The sequence below is a fragment of the Cupriavidus sp. H18C1 genome (assembly GCF_049311595.1).
In the GTDB taxonomy this organism is placed as follows: domain Bacteria; phylum Pseudomonadota; class Gammaproteobacteria; order Burkholderiales; family Burkholderiaceae; genus Cupriavidus; species Cupriavidus cauae.
On the sequence record NZ_CP186009.1, the window covers coordinates 2,045,461 to 2,067,465 of the forward strand.

Below are 22,005 nucleotides of genomic sequence, written 5' to 3' on the forward strand. Positions count from 1 at the left end.
CAGCACGACCACAGCACAACGACAGCACAGCAACTTCATAACAAGCGCCCGTCCTGCCAACCCCGCACCGTGCCCGCGGCACCCGGAGACATCGATGCAACAGACCACCACCTCGTGGAATCCATCCAACGCGATGGCCGCCACGCCCGACGCGCTGGCGCCGATCTATCGCAAGATCAGCCTGCGCGTGCTGCCCTTCCTGCTGCTGTGCTACGTGTTCGCCTACCTGGACCGGGTCAACATCGGCTTTGCCAAGCTGCAGATGCAGCAGGACGTCGGCATCAGCGACGCGGTCTACGGGCTGGGCGCCGGCATCTTCTTCCTCGGCTATGTCATGTTCGAGGTGCCGAGCAATCTGCTGCTGGCACGGATCGGCGCGCGCAAGACCATCAGCCGCATCATGGTGCTGTGGGGCGCGACCTCGGCCTGCATGCTGTTCGTGCGCGACGCCCACAGCTTCTACGCGCTGCGCTTCCTGCTCGGCGTGTTCGAGGCCGGCTTCGCGCCGGGCATGATCTTCTATCTGACCTACTGGTACGGCGGCGCGCGCATGGCGCGCGTGATGGCGATCGTGATGCTGGCCGGCCCGATCGGCGGCATGGCGGGCGGCCCGGTGTCGACCTGGATCATGACCGCGCTGGCCGGCTCGCACGGCCTGGCCGGCTGGCAATGGATGTTCCTGATCGAGGGGCTGCCGTGCGTGCTGCTCGGCGTGGTCGCCTACTTCTTTCTGGACGACACGCCGGCGCAGGCGCGCTGGCTGTCCGACCACGAGCGCCGGCTGCTGGCGCACGACATCGGCGCCGCGCGCGCCGGCGGCGGCCATCACAGCTTCGCCACGGTGCTGCGCGATCCGCGCATCTATGCGCTGGCCTTCGGCTACTTCTGCCTGATCAGCGGCATCTACGCGGTCAGCTTCTGGCTGCCGACAATCCTGAAGGGCGCGGGCGTGACCAGCACGATGGCGATCGGCATGTATTCGGCGCTGCCTTACGTGGCCGCCGCGATCCTGATGTTCCTCGCCGCGCGCAGCTCCGACCGCCGTCAGGAACGGCGCTGGCACAGCGCGACGCTGGCCTTCGTCGGTGCCGCCACGCTGGCGGTCGCGGCCTTCACCGCCGACAACCTGACGCTGTCGCTGCTCAGCATCACCGTCGCGACGGCCGCGATGTGGGCCGCCTACACGGTGTTCTGGGCGATCCCGTCCGAATATCTGCAGGGCACCGCCGCGGCGGGCGGCATCGCGCTGATCAACAGCCTGGGTTTGCTGGGCGGCTTCGTCAGCCCGACGCTGATCGGCGCGGTCAAGGACCTGACCGGTTCGCTGGAGGGCGGACTGCTGGCGATGGTGGCGCTGCTGGCCGCGGGCGGCCTGGCGATCCTGCTGAACCGGCTGCCGAAGGACCGCGCGCCGGCCGGGGTGCGTTGAATGCCCGCCGCGGTGCGCTGATGCGTGCCGCGGTGCGGTGGCGCCCGCTGCGATGGGGCGATGCCGGCCGCGGTGCGCTGGCGCCCGCTGCGATGGGCCGATGCCCGCCACGGTGCGCTGGCGCCCGCCGCGGTGCGCCGCGATGGGCTGATGTGCGCCGTGGCCTTGCTTGCCCCATGCCTCGTTTCCACGTTTCGATTTGACCGACTACCGATCCATGCGCATCCTCCTCGCCGGTTTCCAGCACGAGACCAATACCTTCGCGCCGTCGAAGGCTCACTACGACAACTTCGTCCGCGGCGAAGGCTTTCCCGCGATGGTGCGCGGCGCCGACGTGCTGGCGCTGCGCGACGTCAACATCCCGGCGGGCGGCTTCCTGCGCGCGATCGGCGAGCTGACGCGCGGACTGACGAGCAACGAAGCGGAACTGCTGCCGGTGATCTGGGCCGGCGCCAGCCCTTCGGCGCATGTGGCCACCGACGCGTTCGAACGCATCGCCGGCGAGATCGTCGATGCCGCGCGCGCGCAGCGGCCCGACGCGATCTATCTGGACCTGCATGGCGCGATGGTGACCGACGCGCACGACGACGGCGAAGGCGAGCTGCTGGCGCGGCTGCGCGCGGTGGTGGGCGCCGGCGTGCCGATCGTCGCCAGCCTCGACCTGCATGCCAATGTCACGCAGCGCATGCTGGACAGCGCCGATGCGCTGGTCGCCTACCGAACCTATCCGCACGTCGACATGGCGGACACCGGCGCGCGCGCGGCGCAATTGCTGCAACGCTTGCTCGCCGCGGGCAACGGCCGCCCGCTGCATCGTGCCGCGCGGCGCCTGCCCTTCCTGATTCCGATCAACGGCCAGTGCACCTTCCTCGAACCGGCCCGCGGCATCTACGCGCTGCTGGACGAGCTCGAACGCGAACTGGACGGCGTGGTGTCGCTGTCGTTCACGCCGGGCTTTCCGGCGGCGGACTTCGCCGAATGCGGCGGCGTGGTGTGGGGCTATGGCGACGACGCGGCGCGCATCGAGCAGGCGGTCGCCGCGCTGACCGAGGCCGTGATCGCGCGCGAGCCGGAATGGGCGGTGCCGTTCCTGACACCGGACGAGGCGGTGCAGGAGGCGATGCGGCTGTCGCAAGCGGCGAGCCGCCCGGTGGTGATCGCCGACACGCAGGACAACCCCGGCGCCGGCGGCGACTCGAACACGACCGGCATGCTGCGCGCGCTGGTGCGCGCCGGTGCCACCGATGCCGCAATCGGGCTGATCGTCGATCCCGAGGCCGTGCGCGCCGCGCATGCCGCCGGCGTCGGCAGCGACATCACGATCGCGCTCGGCGGCCAGTCGGGCGTGCCGGGCGACGCGCCGTTCGAGGCGACCTTCCGCGTCGCGCAGCTGTCCGACGGCCGCTGCCGCTTCGACGGTCCGATGATGAACGGCATGGACGTCGACGTCGGCCCGGCGGCGCGGCTGACGATCGGCGGCGTGCACGTAGTGGTCAGCGCGGGCAAGGCCCAGATGCTCGATCGCAATCTGTACCGGATGGCCGGCGTCGAGCCGGAGCGGATGAAGATCCTGGTCAACAAGAGTTCGGTGCATTTCCGCGCCGACTTCCAGCCGATTGCCGAGGCGGTGCTGGTGGCCAAGGCGCCGGGTCCGCTGCTGGCCGATCCGGCCGATCTGCCGTGGAAGAAATTGCCGGCGGGATTGCGGCTGCGGCCGCTGGGGCCGGCTTTCGCGGGGCCGCGCGGAGAAGTTTGAAGACACCGGGTCGCTGCGTTCGCGGGGGACGACAGCATGGTGGCCGATATCGCATGATCCGCGCATGATCCGCGTCGTCCTCGCGAAGGCGCGGGTTTGGTGGCTTTGGTGATTCAGTGAAAATCCCGGCTGCCCGCCACCAGCCGGCCCAGCAGCGGACTGAGGTCGACCAGTTCCTGCGCGATCAGATGGCGGACCTCGCCCTGCCGCTGCCAGGTGCCGACCACGCCGAGCAGGGCCGCGCCCAGCACCTCCTTGCGCTGGCGGTCGACCAGGTCGGGCCACAGGATCACGTTGATCGAACCGGTCTCGTCCTCGATCGACGAAAAGATCGTGCCGCTGGCGGTGCCTGGCCGCTGGCGCACGGTGACGATGCCGCAGGCGCGCACCCGCCGCCCATTGGGTAGCCCGGCCAGGTCGCGCGCGGTGGCATAGCCCATCCCCGCCAGCCGCCGGCGCAGCAGCGTCAGCGGATGGGCCTTCAGCGACAGCCCCAGGCTGGCGTAGTCGTCCACCAGTTCCTGCCCCAGCTTCGGCGCCGGCAGCGCGAGCGCGCCCTCGGCCGGCGGCGCGCTGTGCAGCAGATCGCGATGCGCGGCCTGCACCGCCGCGGCGCGGGCCTGCCAGCGGGCCTGGCGGCGATGTCCGGCCAGCGAGCGCAGCGCATCGGCGGCGGCCAGCACGTCGATATCGTGCCGATCGAGGCCGGCGCGCAGCACCAGGTCCTCGACGCTGGCGAAGGGCCGCTCGAGCCGGGCCTGTTCGATCCGCAGCGCGGCGGCCTCGCGCATGCCCTTGACCCGGTTCAGGCCGAGCCGCACCGCATCGTTCTCCAGCACGCTTTCCCAGCCGCTGACCGTCACGTCGGGCGGCAGCGACCTGACGCCATGGCGGCGCGCGTCCTGCACCAGTTGCGACGGCGAATAGAAACCCATCGGCTGGCTGTTCAGCAGGGCGCAAAGGAAGGCCGCGGGATGATGGTGCTTGATCCAGGCGCTGACATAGACCAGCTTGGCGAAACTGGCGGCATGGCTCTCCGGGAAGCCGTACTCGCCGAAGCCCTCGATCTGCTTGCAGATCGCCTGCGCGAACGCCTCCGGGTAACCGTTGCGGGTCAGCGCCTTGATCAGCGCGTCCTGGTGGCGCTTCAGATCGCCCTTGCGCCGCCACGCGGCCATCGAGCGGCGCAACTGGTCGGCCTGGCCCGGCGTGAAGCCGGCCGCGTCGATGGCCAGCTGCATCACCTGCTCCTGGAAGATCGGCACGCCCAGCGTGCGGCCCAGCACGCGGCGGATCACCTCGTTGTGATAGGTCGGCAGCTTGCCGGTGCGGCGGACCATCTCGCGCCGCTTCAGATAGGGATGGATCATGCCGCCCTGGATCGGCCCCGGCCGCACGATCGCGACCTCGACCACCAGGTCGTAGTATTTGCGCGGCTGCAGCCGCGGCAGCATCGACTGCTGCGCGCGCGACTCGACCTGGAACACGCCGACGGTGTCGGCCTTGCACAGCATCTCGTAGGTGTCCTTGTCGTCCTGCGGAATGTCCTCCATGCGGCAGGGCAGCTCCGGATGCGCGGGATTCGGGATCATCGCCAGCGCGCGGCGGATCGCGGTCAGCATGCCCAGCGCCAGCACATCGACCTTGAGCAGGCCCAGCGATTCGAGATCGTCCTTGTCCCACTGGATCACGCTGCGGTTCTCCATCGCCGCGTTCTCGATCGGCACCAGCCGCGACAGCTTGTCGCGCGCGATCACGAAGCCGCCGACGTGCTGCGACAGATGGCGCGGAAAGCCGCGCAGCTGCGCCACCAGGCTGGCCCACTGGCGCACCGCCGGCGAATCGGGGTCGAGCCCGTAGCGCGAAATGCGCTCGACGAAGCTGTGGCCGCTCTCCCACCACGCCTGCCCCTTGACCACCTGCTCGACCACGCCCGGGTCGATGCCGAGCGCGCGGCCGACGTCGCGCAGCGCGCTGCGGGCGCGATAGGTGATCAGCGTCGCGGCCAGCGCGGCGCGATGGCGGCCGTATCGTTGGTAGATGTACTGGATCACCTCTTCGCGCCGCTGGTGCTCGAAGTCGACGTCGATATCGGGCGGCTCGTCCCGCTCGCGCGAAATGAAGCGGCCGAACAGCAGATTGGTCTGCTCGGGGCTGACCTCGGTGATGTACAGGCAGTAGCAGACCACCGAGTTCGCGGCCGAGCCGCGGCCCTGGCACAGGATGCCTTTGCCGCGGGCAAAGCGGACGATGTCGTAGACCGTCAGGAAGAAATGCTCGTAGCCCTTTTCCTCGATCAGCGCGAACTCGTCCTCCAGCCGCTGCCGCACCGTGGCGGGAACGCCGTCGGGATAGCGTTGCGCGGCGCCGGCCATCGTCTCCTGGCGCAGGTACGAGCTCGGCGTATGGCCCTTCGGCACCAGTTCCTCGGGATATTCGTAGCGCAGCGTATCGAGCGAGAAGTCGCAGGCCTGGGCGATTCTCACCGTCTGCGCCAGCGCCTCGCGCGGATAGAGCCGCGACAGCCGCTGGCGCATGCGCAGATGGCGCTCGGCATTGGGCGCCAGCGCCATGCCGCAGGCGCCCAGCGGCTGGCCCAGCCGGATCGCCGTCAGCACATCGGCCAGCGGCTTGCGCGAGCGCACGTGCATCTGCACCGCGCCGGCTGCCACCAGCGGCACGCCGGTTTCGGCGGCCACCGCCTCGAGCCGCTCGCGATGCAGCGCGTCGGCATGTTCCTGCAGCAGCTCCAGCGCGATCCACACGCGCTCGCCGAAGATCGCGCGGCACCATTGCGCCTGCGCGCGCAGCGTCTCGGGATCGGCGCAGTAGTCCGGCAACAGCAGCGCCAGGCAATGCGGCATGCCGCGCAGATGCGCCTCCTCCGGAGCGGGATCGCTGATGTCGTGCTGGTACAGCTGGTAGCTGCCCTTGTCGGCGCGCCGGCGCCCGAGCGTGATCAGCTCGCACAGGTTGCCGAATCCCTCGCGGTCCTGCGCCAGCAGGATCAGCCGGATACCGGACGGGACTTCGGATGGGACTTCGGATGGGACTTCGGATGGGACTTCGGACGGGTCACCCCGCTGCCGCAAACCCAGGCCGCCCTCGCCCGCCTGCAGCGTCATGCGGCTGCCGATCAGCAGCCGGAAGGCTTCGGCCGCCTCGGCCCGGGCCAGCAGGCGCGCATGCCGGCGCAGGAACTCCGGCTGGACCGCCCCGCCTGCCGGCGAATCGGCCACGGCAGCGGCTGCCCCCGGGCCTGACGATGGCGCCGCGAGCCACATTTCGTTGTCGTCATCGTCGTCCTCGTCATTGTCGTCCGCATCGTCGGCAGCGCCGCCGGCCGCCATCCTGGCCAGCCGCGCCGCACTGCGCTCCACCGCCTCGCGAGTCCGCTCGCGCAAGGTCTTCAGCGCGTGATGCGCCCGCGCCGTGCCGGCCACCGACGCCTCGTCGGTCAACGCCAGCCCGCGATACCCGAGCGCCAACGCCCGCTCGATCAGTTCCTCCGGATGGGAGGCACCGGTCAGGAAGGTGAAGTTGGAAATGCAATGCAGCTCCGCATAGTCCGGCAGGCTGCCAAGCAGCAGCGAGGCGAGCGATGGCGGCAACGAAGACGCGGAAAACGGGGACTGGGGTGGAGCTTGGGACACAGCACTGCGAGGGGAATGCCTGGGATGGATACTGTATGTTTATACAGTACCGACAAGCGTGAAGGCAAGATGAATTGCGGTGCGAGCCTGCGTGCCTTGTCGTCATCCGTCCCGTTGCACCAGCCACAGAAAAAACAATAGCCTCCCGAAGGAGGCTATTTCAAAAAACTTGACGGTATCTCTGCATGGCAACCCGTTGAACACTATCCGGAGCCCTCACGCCACCTCGTTACTTCGCTACCTGATGCGCTCCCAGAGCTTGTACACATCATCGTCGTTGCGCTTGCCGACAACCAGAACCTCAATGACATCGCTCTCTTCCACCGCATAAACGACGCGGTACTCCCCCGATGTCGAGACGGCGCTCCCCCACGGGAGGCACCTTTTAACGGCTGGCTGTCATGGGGCTCGGGATTGCTCATCAAACTCAGGATGGCGGAAACAACCTGGCGATACTGCTTGGCGTCAAGCTTTTCGCAAGCCTTGAGGGCTTGTTTGGTGATTTTCAGGTTCATTGCGATCAGGGTTCCCAGGAGCGTTCAGGAACGCGCTGACCTCTTCTGGACTCGCATACCCTTCATTGCGAGCGATCTGAGCCTTGGCAAGCCAAAGCTGATCTTCGAGTTCCTGGATACGGCTGACGAGCGCTTCGAAGTCGCGCTTCGATACCACATAAGCCGTCAGGCGCTCATGCCGGGTAATCCCGATCGGGCGGCCCAATGCTTCATCCAAGACCTCGCCAAAACGAGTCTTTGCGTCCCTCGCGCTGAAAGTCGTGAGGGCTGCGGTCATATCCATCTCTCCTTGCTGGTTGCTCCCAGAGATCAGGAGCAGGGGGAGGAGCCGCGAAACGGGTTGTCGCTTCTATGACGGTTTCCTCCTGGCGTCAAATTTACGCCGTGACCATATCATAGCAGAAGGGTCCAAGGAAGTTAAAAAGGTCCAAAGTGATCATTTTGTGCTCGAACACGAAAGGATGCGTCCAAAGAAAAACCGGCTTGTGCCGGCTTTTCTCCTCCCAAGTGGACATGTCACACCAGTTTCAGAGGGAATTGTGCTGAGGAAGGTAGCCAGCTCTCTCGCCGGCGTCCACACAGATGGGGAGCGGAGCTATCGTTTTCGGCATATGCGCTGTCCTTACCCAAACAACCCATGCAAAAACCACCGGTACTCCCCTTCCTCCTCCCCCCTCGCGTCCGGGGCGTTCGCGGTAGATCCAGCAGCGCAGGCCGTCGCCGCGTTCGGCGATGAAGTAGTCGCGCGTGGCCAGGGCGCCGTCCCACCAGCCTGACTCGATGCGTTCGGGCCGGGACAGCAGCGTCAGCGGGCTGCCGTGGCAGGGGCGATGCCGGCGCACCGGCAGGCGCAGCGGCGGCTCCAGCAGCCACAGCGGACGGTCGGGCAAGGCGGGATCGGCCGGAGCCGGCGTCGAAACGCGGGGCGCCGCCCCTCGCGGCGTCGAAGCTCCCGGCGTCGAAGCTCCCGGCGTCGAAACTCCCCGCGATGAAACCCCCGGCGATGAAACCCCCGGCGACGAAATGCGCGGCGCCGAACCGCGCGGCGACGCGTTGGCGCGGACCGTGCCGGCTTCGTCGACGGGCCGCCAGCGGTTGGCGCATTCGGGCCGATGGTCCGCCAGCGGATGCGGCTGCAACACGTTCTCGCGGCCCAGCCGCGCCACCAGGGTATCGAGCACGCGGCCGAGTTCGGCCTGCCCGCCGCCCGGCTCGGGAAACAGCGTGTCGCTCTGCGGCAGGCATTCGGCCACGGTGTCGACCTTGAGCATCAGGCCGACCACCGGCGCCTCGAACTGCAGCCGGTCGAGCTTTTCCTGCAGCAGCCGGGACAGATGCACCGGATCGCGGCTGGGCTGGGCCAGGCTGACCGTCACCGGCGTGGCGGCGATGGCGGCGTCGCGCCGCTGGCGTTCGTGTTCGAGCCGCAGCACGAAGCGCGTGACGCCGGCCTGATGCGCCGTCAGCCAGCCGGCCACCGCCTGCAGCAGGCGCTGGGCGCCGGCCAGCACGCCGGCGGCCGATTCGGTCCGTCCCGGCAACTCCATCCGTTCGGCGAAGGTCGGCGGCGCGGTGAACCAGCCCAGGCGCGCCGGCGTCTCGCCATAGGCCTGGTCCAGCCGCGCCAGCAGCTCCGTGCCGAGCCGGCGCTGCAGGCCCGCGCGCGGCAGCCAGCGGACCTCGCCGACGGTGCGGCAGCCGATGCCATCGAGCCAGCGCGGATCGGCCAGGCTCGCCAGCATCTCGACCGGCAGCCGGTCCAGCAGCCGCGCCATCCGCTCGCTGCGCACCGCGCGCCGCGCGGGGCGCAGCACCTGGCCGCGGCGCCCGAGCCGCAGCGGCATCGCGGCCAGCCAGGCGGCGCCATGGGCGGTGGTGCCGCAGCCGATCTGGGCGAAGGTGCCGAGGCTGCGGATGCAGGCGCGCACCGCGCGGCACAGCGCGCGATGGCCGCCGAACAGGCGCAGGCTGGCGGTCACGTCAAGCGCGACGGTGGCGGGGCCGAGTGCCTCGTCCATCGTGACCTGCGGCGTGAAGCGCAGCAGGGCCAGCGCGGCGGCGGTCAGCAGTTGCGCTTCGGCGGCCGGGTCGCGCTCCAGATGCACCACTTCGGCCGACAGCGCCTGCACGCCGCCGCGCCGCATGCCGGCGGACACGCCCAGCGCCATCGCCGGCCGGTTGGCCAGCACCACCCGTTCCTGCTCCAGCACGACCGTCGGCACCGCATGGCTGAGCGTGCCGGCAATGCCGGCAGCGCCCGCGGCCTCAGGCCAGCTGGGGTGCAGCGCGTCCAGCGGCAGGCGCGGCAGATGCACCGCGATCCAGAACGGCATGGTCGGACTCGTGAGGGGGGCTCGTGGGGAGACTCGTTGGCGGATTCGTGAGCGGTTCCGGACCTCGACTCGGACCTCGACTCGGACCTCGACTCGGACCTCGACTCGGACCTCGACTCGGACCTCGACTCGGACCTCGACTCGGACATCGACTCGGACATCGATTCGGACATCAACTCGGATGTCGATCCGGATGTCGATTCCAATACCGATGCCGACAGCGCCGAACGCCCGGCCGGCACCGCCGGCATCGCGCCGAGCGGCAGGATCAGCGGGGTATCGCGCACCGGTCCGCGCCGCTTGTGGAAGACGATCGACAGCGCATTGCCGGGCAGCGGCGACAGCAGCAGCCGCAGCACCGCCGGCGACGATTCGCGCAAGGCCGCGGCCGGACGGCAGACCCAGACCACCGCCTCGCTGGCCTGGGCCAGCACCTGCAGGCGCCGCACCGCCTCGGGACGGGCCGAAGGCAGCCACACCAGCACGCCGCCGAACGCCTGGCTGCGCAGTACCTGCTCGGCGGCCCATAGCAGATCGGCCTGCCTGGTGGCCTGCTGAGTGGCTTGCCGAGCGCCCTGGCCGGCCTGGCGCCCCAGGCGCCTGCCCTTGGTGGCGGCCTGGCGAGCCCCGCCCTCGGCGCCCTCCTGCCCCCTCTTCCGCACGGACCCAATACACCTGCCGTGCCGGCAACCCCCAGGCCGCCAGCGCCGGCGCATTGAGCGCATGCGGCGCGCCGATCCATATCAGCCGGCGCCCGGCCTCGGCCAGCGACTGCAAGGCCGGACGCAACAGGCGGACTTCGCCGACGCCGCTGTCCGGCACCAGCAGTTCGGTCACCGCACCGACCGGCCAGCCGCCGCCGGGCAGCTGTGCCGACAGCGCGTCGTAGCCGGTCGACCATACCGGCAGCGACGCGGCACGGCCGAGCTGGCCGGCCCGCCACAGGTCGGGATGGCGCCGTTCCAGTTCGGCCAGGGCGCGCTGGCGATCCAGCGGCGGTTCCGGGAGGGGAAGGAGGTGACGTGACGGCAACGGCAGGCGGTGACGTGACGGCAGGCGATGACGCAATCATGGTGTTTTCAAGGTCTCTCGATGCGCTTCCCGAGCGCTTCCAAGCACTTCAAGTGCGCTTCCTGTGCACTTCAAGGCGCAGAGAAACTCGGCTTTCGGATACTGTATGTTTATACAGTATTTTGACCGTACTCAAGAGAGACCCACTGCCGGACTCGGGAAAATCAGCCGCCGATCCGATGCCCCGCCGCCTCGGCCCGAATCCACGCCACCACCTTCAGCACATCGGGACGCGGCCGCTCGTCCGCCTGGATCAGCCAGTAGCCGAAGTTCTCCCCCGGCGGCCGGCGCCGGCGCGGCCACCACGCCGAGCTGCCTGTCGTCGAGCAGGTCGCGGATCAGCTCCAGCCGTCCCAGCGCGACGCCCTGCCCTGCCAGCGCGGCATGGATGACCTGATCGTATTGGTTGAACTGCGTCATCGCGCGCGGCTTCGCCCCTTGCCAGCCGCGCTCCTCCAGCCAGTGGCGCCAGCGCAGCCGCGGATTGGTGTCGTCGTCGAGCTCGAGCAGATTCAGGCCCTGCAGCGCCCGCACGCTGTCGATCGCCGCGACGCCCAGCGCGGGATGCGCCACCGGCACGATGGTCTCGCCGAACAGCGCGATCGCGCCCGGCGGCGCATGGTCGGCGGCGCAGTAGCGGATCGCCAGGTCGATCTGCTCGGCGCGCAGGTCCGCCACCCGGTTGCTCGCCGACAGCCGCAACTCCAGCCCCGGATGCGCCTGCTGCAAACGCCCCAGCCGCCGCAGCAGCCACAGCCCGGTGACGCCGACGCTGGCGGTCAGCGTCACGGGCCGCTGCGCGGCCTGCACGCGCAGTTCGCCGACCACGTCCTGGATCTGCTGGACCGCGGCATTGGCGCTGCGGAACAGCCGCTCGCCGGCGCCGGTCAGCACGATCGCCCGATGCCGGCGCACCAGCAGCTGGACGCCGAGCTGCGCCTCCAGCGCGCTGATCTGCCGGCTGACCGCGGACTGGGTCAGGCACAGGTCTTCGGCCGCGAGCGTGATGCTCATGCGCCGGCCCACGGCGACAAAGCCCTTGAGCAGATCGAGCGACGGCAGGCTGACGAGGTTTTGCATGGCGGCCTTTCACATTCCTGTTGCGCATGCGAGCGGACGAAGAAATCAATTGAGCTGCCCGCATGCAGTCGGCTTAATGGAATCCGGTGGTACCCACCGCATGCTAACCGCTCATTCGAAGGCCGTCTCGACCATGTCCCGCTCCCGCTTCCGCTCTCCGCTCGGCTCCGCCTCCCCCAGCTCCCCGGCTCTCCGCCACCGATCCCCTGGTGCTGGTCGTGGCCGGCGGCCTGATCCTCGGCCTCGCGCTCGGCATGCGCCATGTGCAGGGGCTGTTCCTGCTGCCGATCACGATGGAGCGCGGCTGGACGCGCGAGGCGTTCGGCTTCGCGATGGCCGTGCAGAACCTGGTATGGGGGCTGGCGCAGCCCTTCGCCGGCATGATCGCCGACCGCTTCGGCTCGGCGCGCGTGATGCTGGCCGGCCTGCTGCTGTATGCGCTCGGGCTGTACACGATGACGCAGGCGAGCACCACCGCCGCCTTCGTCTGGAGCGCCGGCATCTGCCTGGGCCTGGCGCTGTCGGGCACCACCTTCGGCGTGGTGTTCGCCGCGCTGAGCCGGCTGGTCAGCGCCGAACGGCGCGGCTGGGCGCTGGGCGTGGCCGGTTCGTTCGGCGGCCTCGGCCAGTTCCTGCTGGTGCCGGCGGTGCAGGCCGGCGTCGAACGGATCGGCTGGAGCGCCGCGCTGTGGTCGATGGCCGCGTGCGTGCTGGTGGCCCTGCCGCTGGTGTGGCCGCTGCGCGAGCGGGGCGCTCGGACAGCCGACGCACCGGCCACCGCACCGGCCGCACCGGCCGCACCGACCACGCCGGCCACGCCGGCCACCGCCCCCACCGCAGCAGCGGCCGGCGCGAACGGCAGCCACCAATCGATGCGCGCCGCGATCCGCCAGGCCTGCGGGCATCGCGGCTTCTGGCTGCTGAACATCGGCTTTCTTGCCTGCGGCTTCCAGCTCGCCTTCATCGCCTCGCACCTGCCCGCCTATCTGCTCGACCGTGGGCTGCCCGCGCGCGACGCGGTGATCGCGCTGGCGATCATCGCGCTGGCCAATATCGCCGGCACCTACCTGTGCGGGCTGCTCGGCAACCATGTGCGGCGGCATCGGGCGCTCAGCGGCATCTATCTGCTGCGCACCGCGGCGATCGCGCTGTTCCTGCTGGTGCCGCTCTCGAGCGTCAGCGTCTTCGTGTTCGCCGCGGTGATGGGCTTCGTCTGGCTGGGCACCGTGCCGCTGACCAGCGGCCTGGTCTCGCAGGTGTTCGGCACCCGCTATGTGGCCACGCTGTTCGGCTTCGTCTTTCTCGGCCATCAGCTCGGCTCCTTCCTCGGCGTCTGGCTCGGCGGCTATCTGTTCGATCGGACCGGTTCCTACGACCTGGTGTGGATGGGCGCGATCGTGGTCGGGCTCGGCGCCACCGTGCTGCACTGGCCAATCGACGACCGGCCGGTCGGTCACCACGAGACGGCGATGGCGCCGGCTTGAAACCTGCGACGCAGCCGTCATATCGGGGGGCATCCTTGTCCTCGATTTCCCTTAGTTGCCCTCGAACTGCCATGGTTTTCGTGTACGTTACGCCGTTCAAAAACATGACAGGGAGACATGGATGACGCTGCACCGCAGTGATGCAGGAGAGCCGACGATCGTTGCCCTGGTCGAGGCGATGAAGGCCTGGCAGCGCGCGCTGGATGCGACGCTGTCCACCTCCGGCCTGACCTACGTCAAATGGATCCTGCTGCGGGCTGTCGCGCGCGGCGACTATGTCCGGCACCGGCCGTATCTGGGTGCGATCCTGATCGACGTCGAGATGGGCGAGCATCTGCTGGCCGAGCTGCATCGCGACCGCTGGATCGCCTTCGTCGACGGCGCCGGCATGACCTGCGGCCCGGCACTGCCCGAGGCACAGCCCGTCGTCCCCGAGGCCGAGCGCGCGCGCGTGCAGCGCATCGCGCAGTCGATCAAGGCCCTGCATTCGGTATCGGTCAGCCCGTTCAGCAGCGACGAACGCGCGATGCTGTCCACGCTGCTGCAGCGGATGCAGGCCAACCTGAACGAATTCAGCGACCGGCGCGATGCGCAGCGCGCCGACGCCGGCGACGAGATCCCGCTGATTCGCGCGCATGCGATGCTGGGCGCTTCGGCCAGATCTACCCAAGGGTCCAGATCGTCAACATCGTCCAGATCGCCGAACGCATCCGCATCGCCCGAGCGCGCCGCGAAGGCATCGATCGCCGTCCCGTCCGCAGCCGGCAAGACTGTCGAATGCGGCCCGCTGCCGGCCCGCCCGGCGCGCCGCAAATCGTCGCCTACCTCACTTCCCTGCCGAAGTTGAGGCAAGATAGAGCGCTGCACCGACACCGTCGGGGCCCACCACGACCGCTACACGAGGCCGCGATGACCAAGGTAATGCTGCTCGAGAACATCCATGAAAGCGCCAGCGAACGGCTGGCGGAGGCCGGACTGCAGGTCGACCGCCGCGCCGGCGCGCTGGCCGGCGGCGAACTGCACGAAGTGCTGGCCGCCAACGAGCTGATCGGCATTCGATCGGCGACCCATCTGCATGCCGAGGACATTCGCCACGCGGCGAATCTGCTGTCGATCGGCTGCTTCTGCATCGGCACCTCGCAGGTCGACTTGGCGGCCGCGACCGCGGCCGGCATCCCGGTATTCAACGCCCCGTTCTCGAATACGCGTTCGGTGGCCGAGCTGGTGGTCAGCGAGGCGGTGATGCTGCTGCGCCGGATTCCCGAGAAGAACACGCTGGCGCATGCCGGCAAATGGGCCAAGGGCGCGGCCGGCGCCTTCGAGGCGCGCGGCAAGACGCTGGCCATCGTCGGCTACGGCAACATCGGCTCGCAGGTCGGCGTGCTGGCCGAGGCGATGGGCATGCGGGTGGTCTACTACGACGTGCAGCCGCGGCTGTCGCTGGGCTCGGCCAAGGCGGCCGGCTCGCTGGCCGACGCCGTCGCGCATGCCGACGTGGTGACGCTGCACGTACCGGCGACGCCGCGCACGCGCAACATGATCGACGCCACCGTGCTGGCCGCCTTCAAGCGCGGCGCGATGCTGATCAACGCCTCGCGCGGCAGCGTGGTCGATATTGCCGCGCTGGCGCAGGCGCTGCGCGACGGGCGGGTCGGCGGCGCCGCGATCGATGTCTTTCCCAGCGAGCCCAAGAGCAACAAGGATGCGTTCGTCAGCGAGCTGCAGAATCTGCCCAACGTCCTGCTGACCCCGCATATCGGCGGCAGCACCGAGGAGGCCCAGCAGAACATCGGCGTCGAGGTGGCGGCAAAGCTGGTCAACTACCTGACCACCGGGGCCACGATCGGCGCGGTCAATTTCCCCGAGGTCGATCCCGGGCCGGTCGATTGCCCGGCGCGGCTGTTGAACGTCCACGGCAATGCGCCGGGCGCGCTGGCGGCGTTGAACACGCTGCTCGCGCGCGAGGGCATCAATATCGCGGGGCAGCATCTGGAGACGCGCGGCACCACCGGCTATGTCGTGACCGACCTGGACAAGGCGCCCTCGGCCGAACTCGAACAGGCGCTGGCCGCGCTGCCCGGCGTGCTGCGGCTGCGCGTGCTCAGGCGCGACGAGGCCGGGGCGGCCTCGTAGGCGGGTAATGACGGCTACTGGCCGGTAATGGTAATGGTGAGATCCGCGGGAGAATTCTGCGGGTGAGATCTACGGGTCAGGCCGCCGGCGTCTGGCGCCGGCTGCCCCACAGCAGGATCGCGCTGATGACCCAGCCGCAGAAAAACAGCGCGTCGCCGAGCTGATTCAGGACGAGCGGCATCGATTCGCCGCGGAACATCTGGGACAGCATGTCTTCCGGCAGCCGCGAGGCGATCCACAGAAATACGGCCGGCGCGCTGCAGTAGACGCCCGGCTGCCACCATGGCGCGCGCTTTTTCTCGGTATTGGCCTGCGCCGATGCCGGTGCGCCGGCATCGGGCGGTGCCGCCGGCCGGTTGGCGGCGATGAAACCCTCGTTGGCGGTCATGGCGCCCTCCCTGTTTTGTGAGCGCAGTATTGCCCAGAGGGTGGCGGGGCGCCATCGGCGCCTGTCTGACACGCGTGCGGCAGCGCACGCAAGGCGGTGCGGCGGGATGGAATGGGCGGCCGCCAGGCGGCCGCCCCGCTTCACCGCCCCGCTTCACCGCCCCACTTCACCAGCCCGCTTCACCGCCCGCACTTCACCGCTTTCACCGCTCCACCGCCCGCTGCACCGACCGCCTACGCACCCTGCCGGGGCCTGCCCGCGCGCCGGAGCCTCGGCCGATCAGTCCGGCGTCCAGCCCTTCAGATCATCCATCTTCGCCGGCGATTCGCCGCTGTCGCGGCGAACGCGAATATCGTTCTCCACGTCGGTCACGCCGAAGACATTGTCGACCAGGTCCTCGATGTCGTACTTCTCGTTGCGGTCGCGCACCGTGCCGGCGAGCTTGACGATGCCGCCGTTGACGTCGACCGTCACCTCGCTGACATCGAGCCCCTCGGCATAGGCGAGCCGTTCGCACACCGCCTCGCGGATACGCTCGTCGCTGCGGCGATAGCCCTTCGGGCCGACCCGGCGCTGCGAGCGATCGTCGGTGCCGAAGAACTCGCTGACCGCCTCGCCGATGCGCCGGCCGATGTTGTACAGCGGACCGTGTTCCTCGCGATCGTCATCACGCTCGTCCCGCTCGTCGCGTCCGTAGCGGCTGTAGCTGCCGCCATAGCTCAACTCGCCGGCCGACTGCCGGCCCGCCTCGCGGCCCGACCATTCCTCGCGGTAGTCACCGCCGTAGCGGTGTTCCGGCACGGCGTAGTTGCGGCCGGGCCAGTCGTCGTCGAAGCGGTCCCAGCCGTAGGTCGATGTGCCGGCGTTGCTGTAGCCGCTGCTGCGTTCGGCTTCGCGCAGCCAGTCCTGATCGCGGTTGCGCATGCCCTGGCGCTGGCCGCCGCGCCACGTGGTTGTTCCACCGTAGCGCTCGTCTTCCTCGCGCCATTCGTCGCCGCGCGTGCCGGTACCGTACGAGGGCCCGGTGCCCGTCTCCAGCGCCGCGGCGCCGGAGTAGCCGGACTGCCAGGGGTCGGTGCGATATTCGTTGCGGCGGGTCGACGATTCGCCGCGGCCACGCCAATCGCCGCGCTCCTCGCCGCGGCCATATCCGGCGCCATATCCGGCGCCATACTCGCCGCCATATCCGCCGCCAGATTGGCGCCCGTACTGGCCACCATACTGGCCACCATACTCCGACCCATATTCAGAGCCATAGCCGGACTCGCCACTGTACCCGCCACTGTATCCGCCACCGAATCGGCCACCGCCATGCTCGCGCCCGTACTGGCTGCGCCCATACTGGCTGCCGCCTTGACCGCCGCCTTGACCGCCACCTTGAGCGCGGCCGTATTGACCGCGGCCCGGCTGGCCGCTGGTGTATTGCTCGCCGCTGTAGCGCCCCTCGCCATAGCCGCCGCTGGTGCCGCTGCCGCTGCGGTATGGCTGGCTCTGCCGGCCGGCGTCGCGGCCATAGCCGGTGCCATAGGTGTCGTCGTCCTCGAACGCGCCGCGCGGCGGGCCGCCCTCGCTGAGCTGGTACGGCGTCAGGCGCGCCCGGCGCCAGCGCGACTCCCAGTCGTTGCCGTCCGATTCCGCCTGCCAGTCGTCCTGGGCCCAGCGTTCGGAGCGGTTGTCGCTCCAGCCATCGTCACGTTGATCGTAGCCAGGCCAGGATTGCTCTGGCCGATTGCGTCGCATGGATTCGTTTCGCATATCGATCTCCTGCAGGTGGTCCGGCGCGATGCGCGCCCGTATCCGTCATGCCGCGCAAGAACCGTACCGCCGCGTCGCTCCGCCGCGCCCCGCGTGCCACGGCGGCGTCATCCGGGCGGGCGTTCTGGAACGCATCTTGCGAAACCGTGGATGCGTGCGAAGCGCACGCAGTGCCAACTATCCGCAAGGAGAAACGACGATGGCAACCGAGATGCAAGGCGGCGCCCAGCGGTCTGGCGGCGTTCTACGCGATGTGATGACCGCACAGCCAGCCTTTCTGACCCAGGACGACACGATCAAGCGCGCGGCCGAACTGATGGCCCAGCTCGACGTCGGCGCGCTGCCCGTTTGCGACGGGCGCCGGCTGACCGGCATGGTGACCGACCGCGACATCACCGTGCGCTGCACCGCCGCAGGGGCCGACCCGGCCAACACCAAGGTGACGCAGGCGATGACCGAGGACGTGCAATGGTGCAGCGATGACGAGTCGATCGATACCGCACGCGAAAAGATGGCGGCGCATCAGATCCGCCGCCTGGCGGTGATCGACAAGGATCATCACCTGGTCGGCATGGTGTCGCTGGGCGACCTGGCGGTGAAGACGGGCGATACCGGCGGTACCGGTGAGGCGCTGCAAGGCGTTTCGCAGCCGGCGCAGCCGTCCCGCTGATGTCGCGCTGACGTCGAATGCCGCTTGCCTGCGGGCGCAGGCAACGACCGGGATTTACAAGGCTTGCAAGATTGCACCCATCCCCGGTCGCCCGACTCAATGACTCAACGGAGGACACGATGCCAGCCAAATCGAAATCGCAGCAAATGGCCGCCGGGGCCGCGCTGTCCGCCAAACGTGGCGACAAGAAGGTCGGCGAGCTCAAGGGCGCGTCGAAGTCGATGTACAAGTCGATGAGCGAGAAGGAACTGCACGACATGGCATCGACGCCGCAGAAGGGCAAGCCGGACCACAAGTCCGAGAGCTGATGTACGTCACCAGCGTCCGATGGTTCCGAAGGGTCTGATGAGTCCGATGGATCCGATGACCGGCGGCGTCCGTCGATGGAGATCCGCGATGACGACAATCGCATCCACCCTCGCATGGCGGCCCGGCTGCTGCTGGCCGCCGCCGCGCTGGCCACCGCGCTTGCCGCCGGCCCGGCGCCGGCGCAGCCCGGCGCGACCGCGCCGCTCGCAACGCCTCCGACGGGCGCCTCCAGGCCGCCTGCAACGTCGCTGTCGACCGACGATCTGCGCTTTATCGACGAAGCGATCCTGACCGCCGCGATGGGCGTCGAGACCGCCAGCATGGCGCTCGAGGTCTCCGCCGATCCGACGCTGCTGGCCTACGCCCGCAGCGCCGCGCGCGACTACCGCGCGCTCGCGGCGGAACTGGCGCGCATCGCGCAGAGCAAGGGCGTGCAGCCCGAACAGCGGCTGCCGGAAGCGCCCGAGGTCACCAAGCTGCGCTCGCTCAAGGGCGCGGAGTTCGACCGCATGTTCGTGCAGATCGTCGCGGTCGACGCCAATCGCCAGGCGCTGGCGCTGTTCCAGCGGCAGGCCGAGGTCGGCAAGGACCCGGCGCTGCGGGCCTTCGCCAAGCGGACGCTGCCGATGCTGGAAGAGCGCCTGTCGCAGGGCAAGGCGATGTCCACGCGGACCATGACGTGGCGCAGCGGGATCGCGCAGCGATGATGAGGCGGTCCGCTTTCCTCTTTGCCCCGGCGCGCGGCGACAACGCGCGCCTCTCCTTGCAGTTCTGACCGAGCGAGCACGCCCATGCCAGACTCCAATCCTTCTCGGCCCTCCCCGCCGAACGGCGCCGACACTTCCGCGCAGGACGACGACCTGCTCCGGCAGGCGCGCGACCATATCGCCGAGGAATTCGGCGGCACCATGCCGCAGGGCATCGAGGTGGGCATCGAGGACAAGCGCATCCGGCTGCGCGGACGCGTGGCCGATCTGCCGACCGCCGAGCGCATCGCCAAGGCGGCGGCCATCGGTCCCGGCATCCTCGGCGTCTACAACGAGCTGCAGGCGGCCGATAACAGCGAACCGGCCGGCCCGATCGCGGGCGCCGAGGCCGCCGATGCCATCGACGCGCCCGACCCCGGCGAGCGCGGGGAGCGGGGCGCACCGTTGCCGCCGCCGCCCGGGCCGATCCATCACAAGGTGTGAGACCGCGGGTGTGAGACCGCGGGTGTGAGACCGCGGGTGCGAGGCCGCGCCGCTGTGAGACCGCAGCACGGCCGCTGAAAACGCCTGCGGCGCGGTATGAATCCGCGCCGCACGCAGCCGAGGCCGTGAGACGAGCCTCAGCCGACGAGCCGCGGTGACGAGGCCTTAGTGACGAGCCTTACGCCATGGCCCCCCATCAGCTCTTCCTTGCGGGCCGTCATCTGCTCGGCCATCTCGCCCAGCTCCACGTTCTTGCTGATGACCATCTTGAAGAGTTCGTTCTCCTCTTCCTGCACGTGGTGATTGACGTATTCGGACAGCACCTTGTAGTTGGCCTCCAGCATCTCGCCGCTCAGGTCGCCTTCGATGGCCGCGATCAGGTCCTTGGCGACCTGGTGTTCGACCTTCGCTTCATCGAGCATCTCGTCGAGCTTCTCGTGGACCCCGCGCAAGCCGGGATAGAAGATCTCCTCTTCGATCTGCGCATGCACGGTCAGCTCGTGGCAGGTCTGCTGCGCGATCTGCTCCTTCTCGGAACGCTCCTTCGCGCTCTCGAACGACTTGAACAGCTTCTTGACGTTGCGGTGGTCGTCGAGCAGCAGGCTCAGCGCGGCGCGTTGCGCGGCCGGAATCTTGGACTTGTCCATTCGAAACTCCTTTTATCGTGGTGGGGAACTGCTGTGTGGTTGATGCGTGGGTGCTGCGTGGGTGCTGCGTGGGCCGTTGCCGAAACCCTGCTTCCCTCCGGTCCGTCGATACCCTTGGGCGGATACCCTCAGGACCGGGATTCACTGCGATCCGGCGCGACCCGGATCCGGTTCTCGATATCGGACACGCCTTGGCAGGCGTCGACACACTCTTCGATCTGCCGGCGCGCCGTGCGGCTGCCGACCTGGCCTTCGAGCGTGACGTGGCCGCCTTCGACGCGGACCGATACCTCGCTGACATCGAGCCCCGCGCGCCATAGGCGCTCGCAGACCCGGTCCAGAATGCGATCGTCCGAATAGCTGATGCGGTTGCCCGCACCGCGGCCGGCATCGCCTTGCCGCTGATAGCTCGGGTTCTCGTTCTTGAAGCCGCCGTAACTGCCTTGACCGGGATCGGCACTGCGGCTGCGCACCTCGTCGCCAGACCGGTCGGTGCGGGTCCCCGGCGCGGCAAACGGTGCCCCGGTGACACTGCGTTCTCGCGGATTGCTGGTGGATTGCTGCATGCCTCGACTCCTTGTGCTCCGGTTTGCATCGATCGCCGCGGGCCGGGCGCTGAAGCCCGCCCGCCCACGGCTTCGAGCCAAGACGCAATATCCATACCGCCGGCACGCCGGCCACGTTTGCGCCCGCTGCGGCGCTGAAAAAGCCCGCTGTCGGCGTGTCCCGGCGTTCGGAATTTCATGCGGGGGGCCGCTTTTTACACACTTTCCCGATGTCCGGCGCAGGCCACGTGGCAACGCGTGCAGATTTGACCAAGCCGGCCCGATGGCATGGAATCTGCACACGCGAAGCGCGATGTCGATGTCGATGTCGATGTCGATGTCGATGTCGATGTCGATGTGGATGCGGATGTGGATCGTGAAAGCGGGAGGAACACGAGATGAATGCCCATGAAGAGGCCGCGCGCTTTCTGTTGCGGCATGGCCTGCGCCTGGCCACCGCGGAGTCGTGCACGGCCGGCCTGATCGCCGCGCGCATCGCCGATGTGCCGGGCTGCGGCGAGGCGCTGCGCTGCGCGGTGGTGGCCTACGCGCCGGCGATCAAGCAGCGCGTGCTGGGCGTATCGCCGGAAACGATCCGCCGCTATGGGCTGACCAGCGAAGAGGTATCGCTTGCGATGGCGCGTGGCGTGCTGGCGCTGACCGATGCCAACCTGGCGATCGCTAATACCGGCATTGCGGACGGCAAGGGGGGATGACGGCACGCCGCCCGGCACGCAGTGCTTCGCCTGGATCTTCAGGCAGACCGGCCGCGGCAACGGCCGTACCGTGGAATTCTCGGAGACGGTACGCCTGCGCGGCGGCCGCAACGAGGTCCGCCAGGCGGCCGCCGAATTCGCGCTGGCGCAGATCGGCCGCTATTACGCACTGGCGCAGCAGCGGGAGCGATGACCTTGCCGGCATCGGCGGCCTTGCGGGCTCGGCGGCCCGGCTGACGCGCTGACCCGCTGATCTCGTGTGGCCTCACCGACCTTGCCGACGTCGCCGATCGGGCTTGCGGGGCAACGCGTGCCGCCGCGAGTTCAAGCG

17 protein-coding genes and 3 pseudogenes are annotated in these 22,005 nt (G+C 69.1%); 12 read left to right on the forward strand and 8 right to left on the reverse strand.

All coding sequences use genetic code 11. The features are described from left to right. Window positions 1–94 precede the first annotated feature (94 nt). Both OJJOAM_RS25110 and OJJOAM_RS25115 read left to right on the forward strand, forming a co-directional pair. Complete coding sequence (locus OJJOAM_RS25110; RefSeq protein ID WP_422650269.1) at window positions 95–1,429, forward strand: MFS transporter; 1,335 nt, start codon at window positions 95–97, stop codon at window positions 1,427–1,429. A gap of 217 nt (window positions 1,430–1,646) precedes the next feature. Further along, window positions 1,647–3,185 carry a M81 family metallopeptidase gene (locus OJJOAM_RS25115; protein ID WP_422650270.1) on the forward strand — a complete coding sequence of 513 codons (1,539 nt, stop codon included), beginning with the start codon at window positions 1,647–1,649 and terminating at the stop codon, window positions 3,183–3,185. 113 nt (window positions 3,186–3,298) lie between these two features. On the opposite strand, the gene OJJOAM_RS25120 is transcribed toward OJJOAM_RS25115, so the two are convergent. The 3 genes and pseudogenes from OJJOAM_RS25120 to OJJOAM_RS25130 form a co-directional block, all read right to left on the reverse strand. Beyond that, the gene (locus OJJOAM_RS25120) at window positions 3,299–6,742 is read right to left on the reverse strand and encodes an error-prone DNA polymerase (RefSeq protein WP_422651059.1); all 3,444 of its coding nucleotides are present in this window, start codon (window positions 6,740–6,742) and stop codon (window positions 3,299–3,301) included. A gap of 561 nt (window positions 6,743–7,303) precedes the next feature. Further along, window positions 7,304–7,630, reverse strand: coding sequence for a type II toxin-antitoxin system Phd/YefM family antitoxin (locus tag OJJOAM_RS25125; RefSeq protein WP_422650271.1), 327 nt, complete (start codon window positions 7,628–7,630; stop codon window positions 7,304–7,306). A gap of 345 nt (window positions 7,631–7,975) precedes the next feature. Continuing rightward, a pseudogene (locus tag OJJOAM_RS25130) lies at window positions 7,976–9,686 on the reverse strand (Y-family DNA polymerase). 300 nt (window positions 9,687–9,986) lie between these two features. Between OJJOAM_RS25130 and OJJOAM_RS25135 the strand changes: the two are divergent. Continuing rightward, window positions 9,987–10,244, forward strand: a complete 258-nt coding sequence (locus OJJOAM_RS25135) for a hypothetical protein (protein WP_422650272.1) — start codon at window positions 9,987–9,989, stop codon at window positions 10,242–10,244. 165 nt (window positions 10,245–10,409) lie between these two features. After that, window positions 10,410–10,712 (forward strand): hypothetical protein, encoded by a 303-nt coding sequence (locus tag OJJOAM_RS25140; RefSeq protein WP_422650273.1) that lies wholly within the window; start codon window positions 10,410–10,412, stop codon window positions 10,710–10,712. 209 nt (window positions 10,713–10,921) lie between these two features. On the opposite strand, the pseudogene OJJOAM_RS25145 reads toward OJJOAM_RS25140, so the two are convergent. Next, window positions 10,922–11,837: pseudogene (locus tag OJJOAM_RS25145) on the reverse strand (LysR substrate-binding domain-containing protein). A 209-nt stretch (window positions 11,838–12,046) separates the two neighbouring features. Here OJJOAM_RS25145 and OJJOAM_RS25150 point away from each other — a divergent pair. The 3 genes from OJJOAM_RS25150 (at window position 12,047) to serA (ending at window position 15,454) form a co-directional block, all read left to right on the forward strand. Continuing rightward, complete coding sequence (locus tag OJJOAM_RS25150; RefSeq protein WP_422650274.1) at window positions 12,047–13,321, forward strand: MFS transporter; 1,275 nt, start codon at window positions 12,047–12,049, stop codon at window positions 13,319–13,321. Window positions 13,322–13,442: 121 nt separating this feature from the next. Then, a complete protein-coding gene (locus OJJOAM_RS25155; RefSeq protein WP_422650275.1) occupies window positions 13,443–14,168 on the forward strand; it encodes a hypothetical protein in 726 nt (241 codons plus the stop codon). 62 nt (window positions 14,169–14,230) lie between these two features. Next, window positions 14,231–15,454 (forward strand): phosphoglycerate dehydrogenase, encoded by a 1,224-nt coding sequence (gene serA / locus OJJOAM_RS25160; protein ID WP_150082361.1) that lies wholly within the window; start codon window positions 14,231–14,233, stop codon window positions 15,452–15,454. Window positions 15,455–15,530: 76 nt separating this feature from the next. Here the strand turns inward: serA and OJJOAM_RS25165 are convergent, their stop codons facing one another. Together OJJOAM_RS25165 and OJJOAM_RS25170 are read right to left on the reverse strand one after the other, a co-directional pair. After that, entirely contained in the window at window positions 15,531–15,842 is a 312-nt protein-coding gene (locus OJJOAM_RS25165) for a hypothetical protein (RefSeq protein ID WP_422650276.1), read from the reverse strand. 279 nt (window positions 15,843–16,121) lie between these two features. After that, window positions 16,122–17,597, reverse strand: a complete 1,476-nt coding sequence (locus OJJOAM_RS25170) for a BON domain-containing protein (protein WP_422650277.1) — start codon at window positions 17,595–17,597, stop codon at window positions 16,122–16,124. 28 nt (window positions 17,598–17,625) lie between these two features. Between OJJOAM_RS25170 and OJJOAM_RS25175 the strand changes: the two genes are divergently transcribed. The 4 genes from OJJOAM_RS25175 (at window position 17,626) to OJJOAM_RS25190 (ending at window position 19,766) form a co-directional block, all read left to right on the forward strand. Continuing rightward, a complete protein-coding gene (locus OJJOAM_RS25175; protein ID WP_422650278.1) occupies window positions 17,626–18,267 on the forward strand; it encodes a CBS domain-containing protein in 642 nt (213 codons plus the stop codon). A gap of 119 nt (window positions 18,268–18,386) precedes the next feature. Further along, window positions 18,387–18,575: a DUF3008 family protein gene (locus OJJOAM_RS25180; protein ID WP_144833264.1), complete on the forward strand. Its 189-nt coding sequence runs from the start codon at window positions 18,387–18,389 to the stop codon at window positions 18,573–18,575. Between the two features lie 75 nt (window positions 18,576–18,650). Next, window positions 18,651–19,283 (forward strand): DUF4142 domain-containing protein, encoded by a 633-nt coding sequence (locus tag OJJOAM_RS25185; RefSeq protein WP_422650279.1) that lies wholly within the window; start codon window positions 18,651–18,653, stop codon window positions 19,281–19,283. An 84-nt stretch (window positions 19,284–19,367) separates the two neighbouring features. Next, a complete protein-coding gene (locus OJJOAM_RS25190; protein WP_422650280.1) occupies window positions 19,368–19,766 on the forward strand; it encodes a BON domain-containing protein in 399 nt (132 codons plus the stop codon). 137 nt (window positions 19,767–19,903) lie between these two features. Here the strand turns inward: OJJOAM_RS25190 and OJJOAM_RS25195 are convergent, their stop codons facing one another. Then, window positions 19,904–20,413: a hemerythrin domain-containing protein gene (locus OJJOAM_RS25195; protein WP_422650281.1), complete on the reverse strand. Its 510-nt coding sequence runs from the start codon at window positions 20,411–20,413 to the stop codon at window positions 19,904–19,906. Window positions 20,414–20,541: 128 nt separating this feature from the next. Further along, a complete protein-coding gene (locus tag OJJOAM_RS25200) occupies window positions 20,542–20,979 on the reverse strand; it encodes a BON domain-containing protein (RefSeq protein WP_422650282.1) in 438 nt (145 codons plus the stop codon). A 377-nt stretch (window positions 20,980–21,356) separates the two neighbouring features. On the opposite strand from OJJOAM_RS25200, the pseudogene OJJOAM_RS25205 reads away from it, so the two are divergent. After that, window positions 21,357–21,867: pseudogene (locus OJJOAM_RS25205) on the forward strand (CinA family protein). Window positions 21,868–22,005: the final 138 nt, after the last annotated feature.

Coding starts and splice junctions, on each gene's coding strand:
- OJJOAM_RS25110 (WP_422650269.1), top strand. CDS start 95: ATGCAACAGACCACCACCTCGTGGAATCCATCCAACGCGATGGCCGCC.
- OJJOAM_RS25115 (WP_422650270.1), top strand. CDS start 1,647: ATGCGCATCCTCCTCGCCGGTTTCCAGCACGAGACCAATACCTTCGCG.
- OJJOAM_RS25125 (WP_422650271.1), bottom strand. CDS start 7,630: ATGACCGCAGCCCTCACGACTTTCAGCGCGAGGGACGCAAAGACTCGT.
- OJJOAM_RS25140 (WP_422650273.1), top strand. CDS start 10,410: ATGCGGCGCGCCGATCCATATCAGCCGGCGCCCGGCCTCGGCCAGCGA.
- OJJOAM_RS25155 (WP_422650275.1), top strand. CDS start 13,443: ATGACGCTGCACCGCAGTGATGCAGGAGAGCCGACGATCGTTGCCCTG.
- serA (WP_150082361.1), top strand. CDS start 14,231: ATGACCAAGGTAATGCTGCTCGAGAACATCCATGAAAGCGCCAGCGAA.
- OJJOAM_RS25165 (WP_422650276.1), bottom strand. CDS start 15,842: ATGACCGCCAACGAGGGTTTCATCGCCGCCAACCGGCCGGCGGCACCG.
- OJJOAM_RS25170 (WP_422650277.1), bottom strand. CDS start 17,597: ATGCGAAACGAATCCATGCGACGCAATCGGCCAGAGCAATCCTGGCCT.
- OJJOAM_RS25175 (WP_422650278.1), top strand. CDS start 17,626: ATGCGCGCCCGTATCCGTCATGCCGCGCAAGAACCGTACCGCCGCGTC.
- OJJOAM_RS25180 (WP_144833264.1), top strand. CDS start 18,387: ATGCCAGCCAAATCGAAATCGCAGCAAATGGCCGCCGGGGCCGCGCTG.
- OJJOAM_RS25185 (WP_422650279.1), top strand. CDS start 18,651: ATGGAGATCCGCGATGACGACAATCGCATCCACCCTCGCATGGCGGCC.
- OJJOAM_RS25190 (WP_422650280.1), top strand. CDS start 19,368: ATGCCAGACTCCAATCCTTCTCGGCCCTCCCCGCCGAACGGCGCCGAC.
- OJJOAM_RS25195 (WP_422650281.1), bottom strand. CDS start 20,413: ATGGACAAGTCCAAGATTCCGGCCGCGCAACGCGCCGCGCTGAGCCTG.
- OJJOAM_RS25200 (WP_422650282.1), bottom strand. CDS start 20,979: ATGCAGCAATCCACCAGCAATCCGCGAGAACGCAGTGTCACCGGGGCA.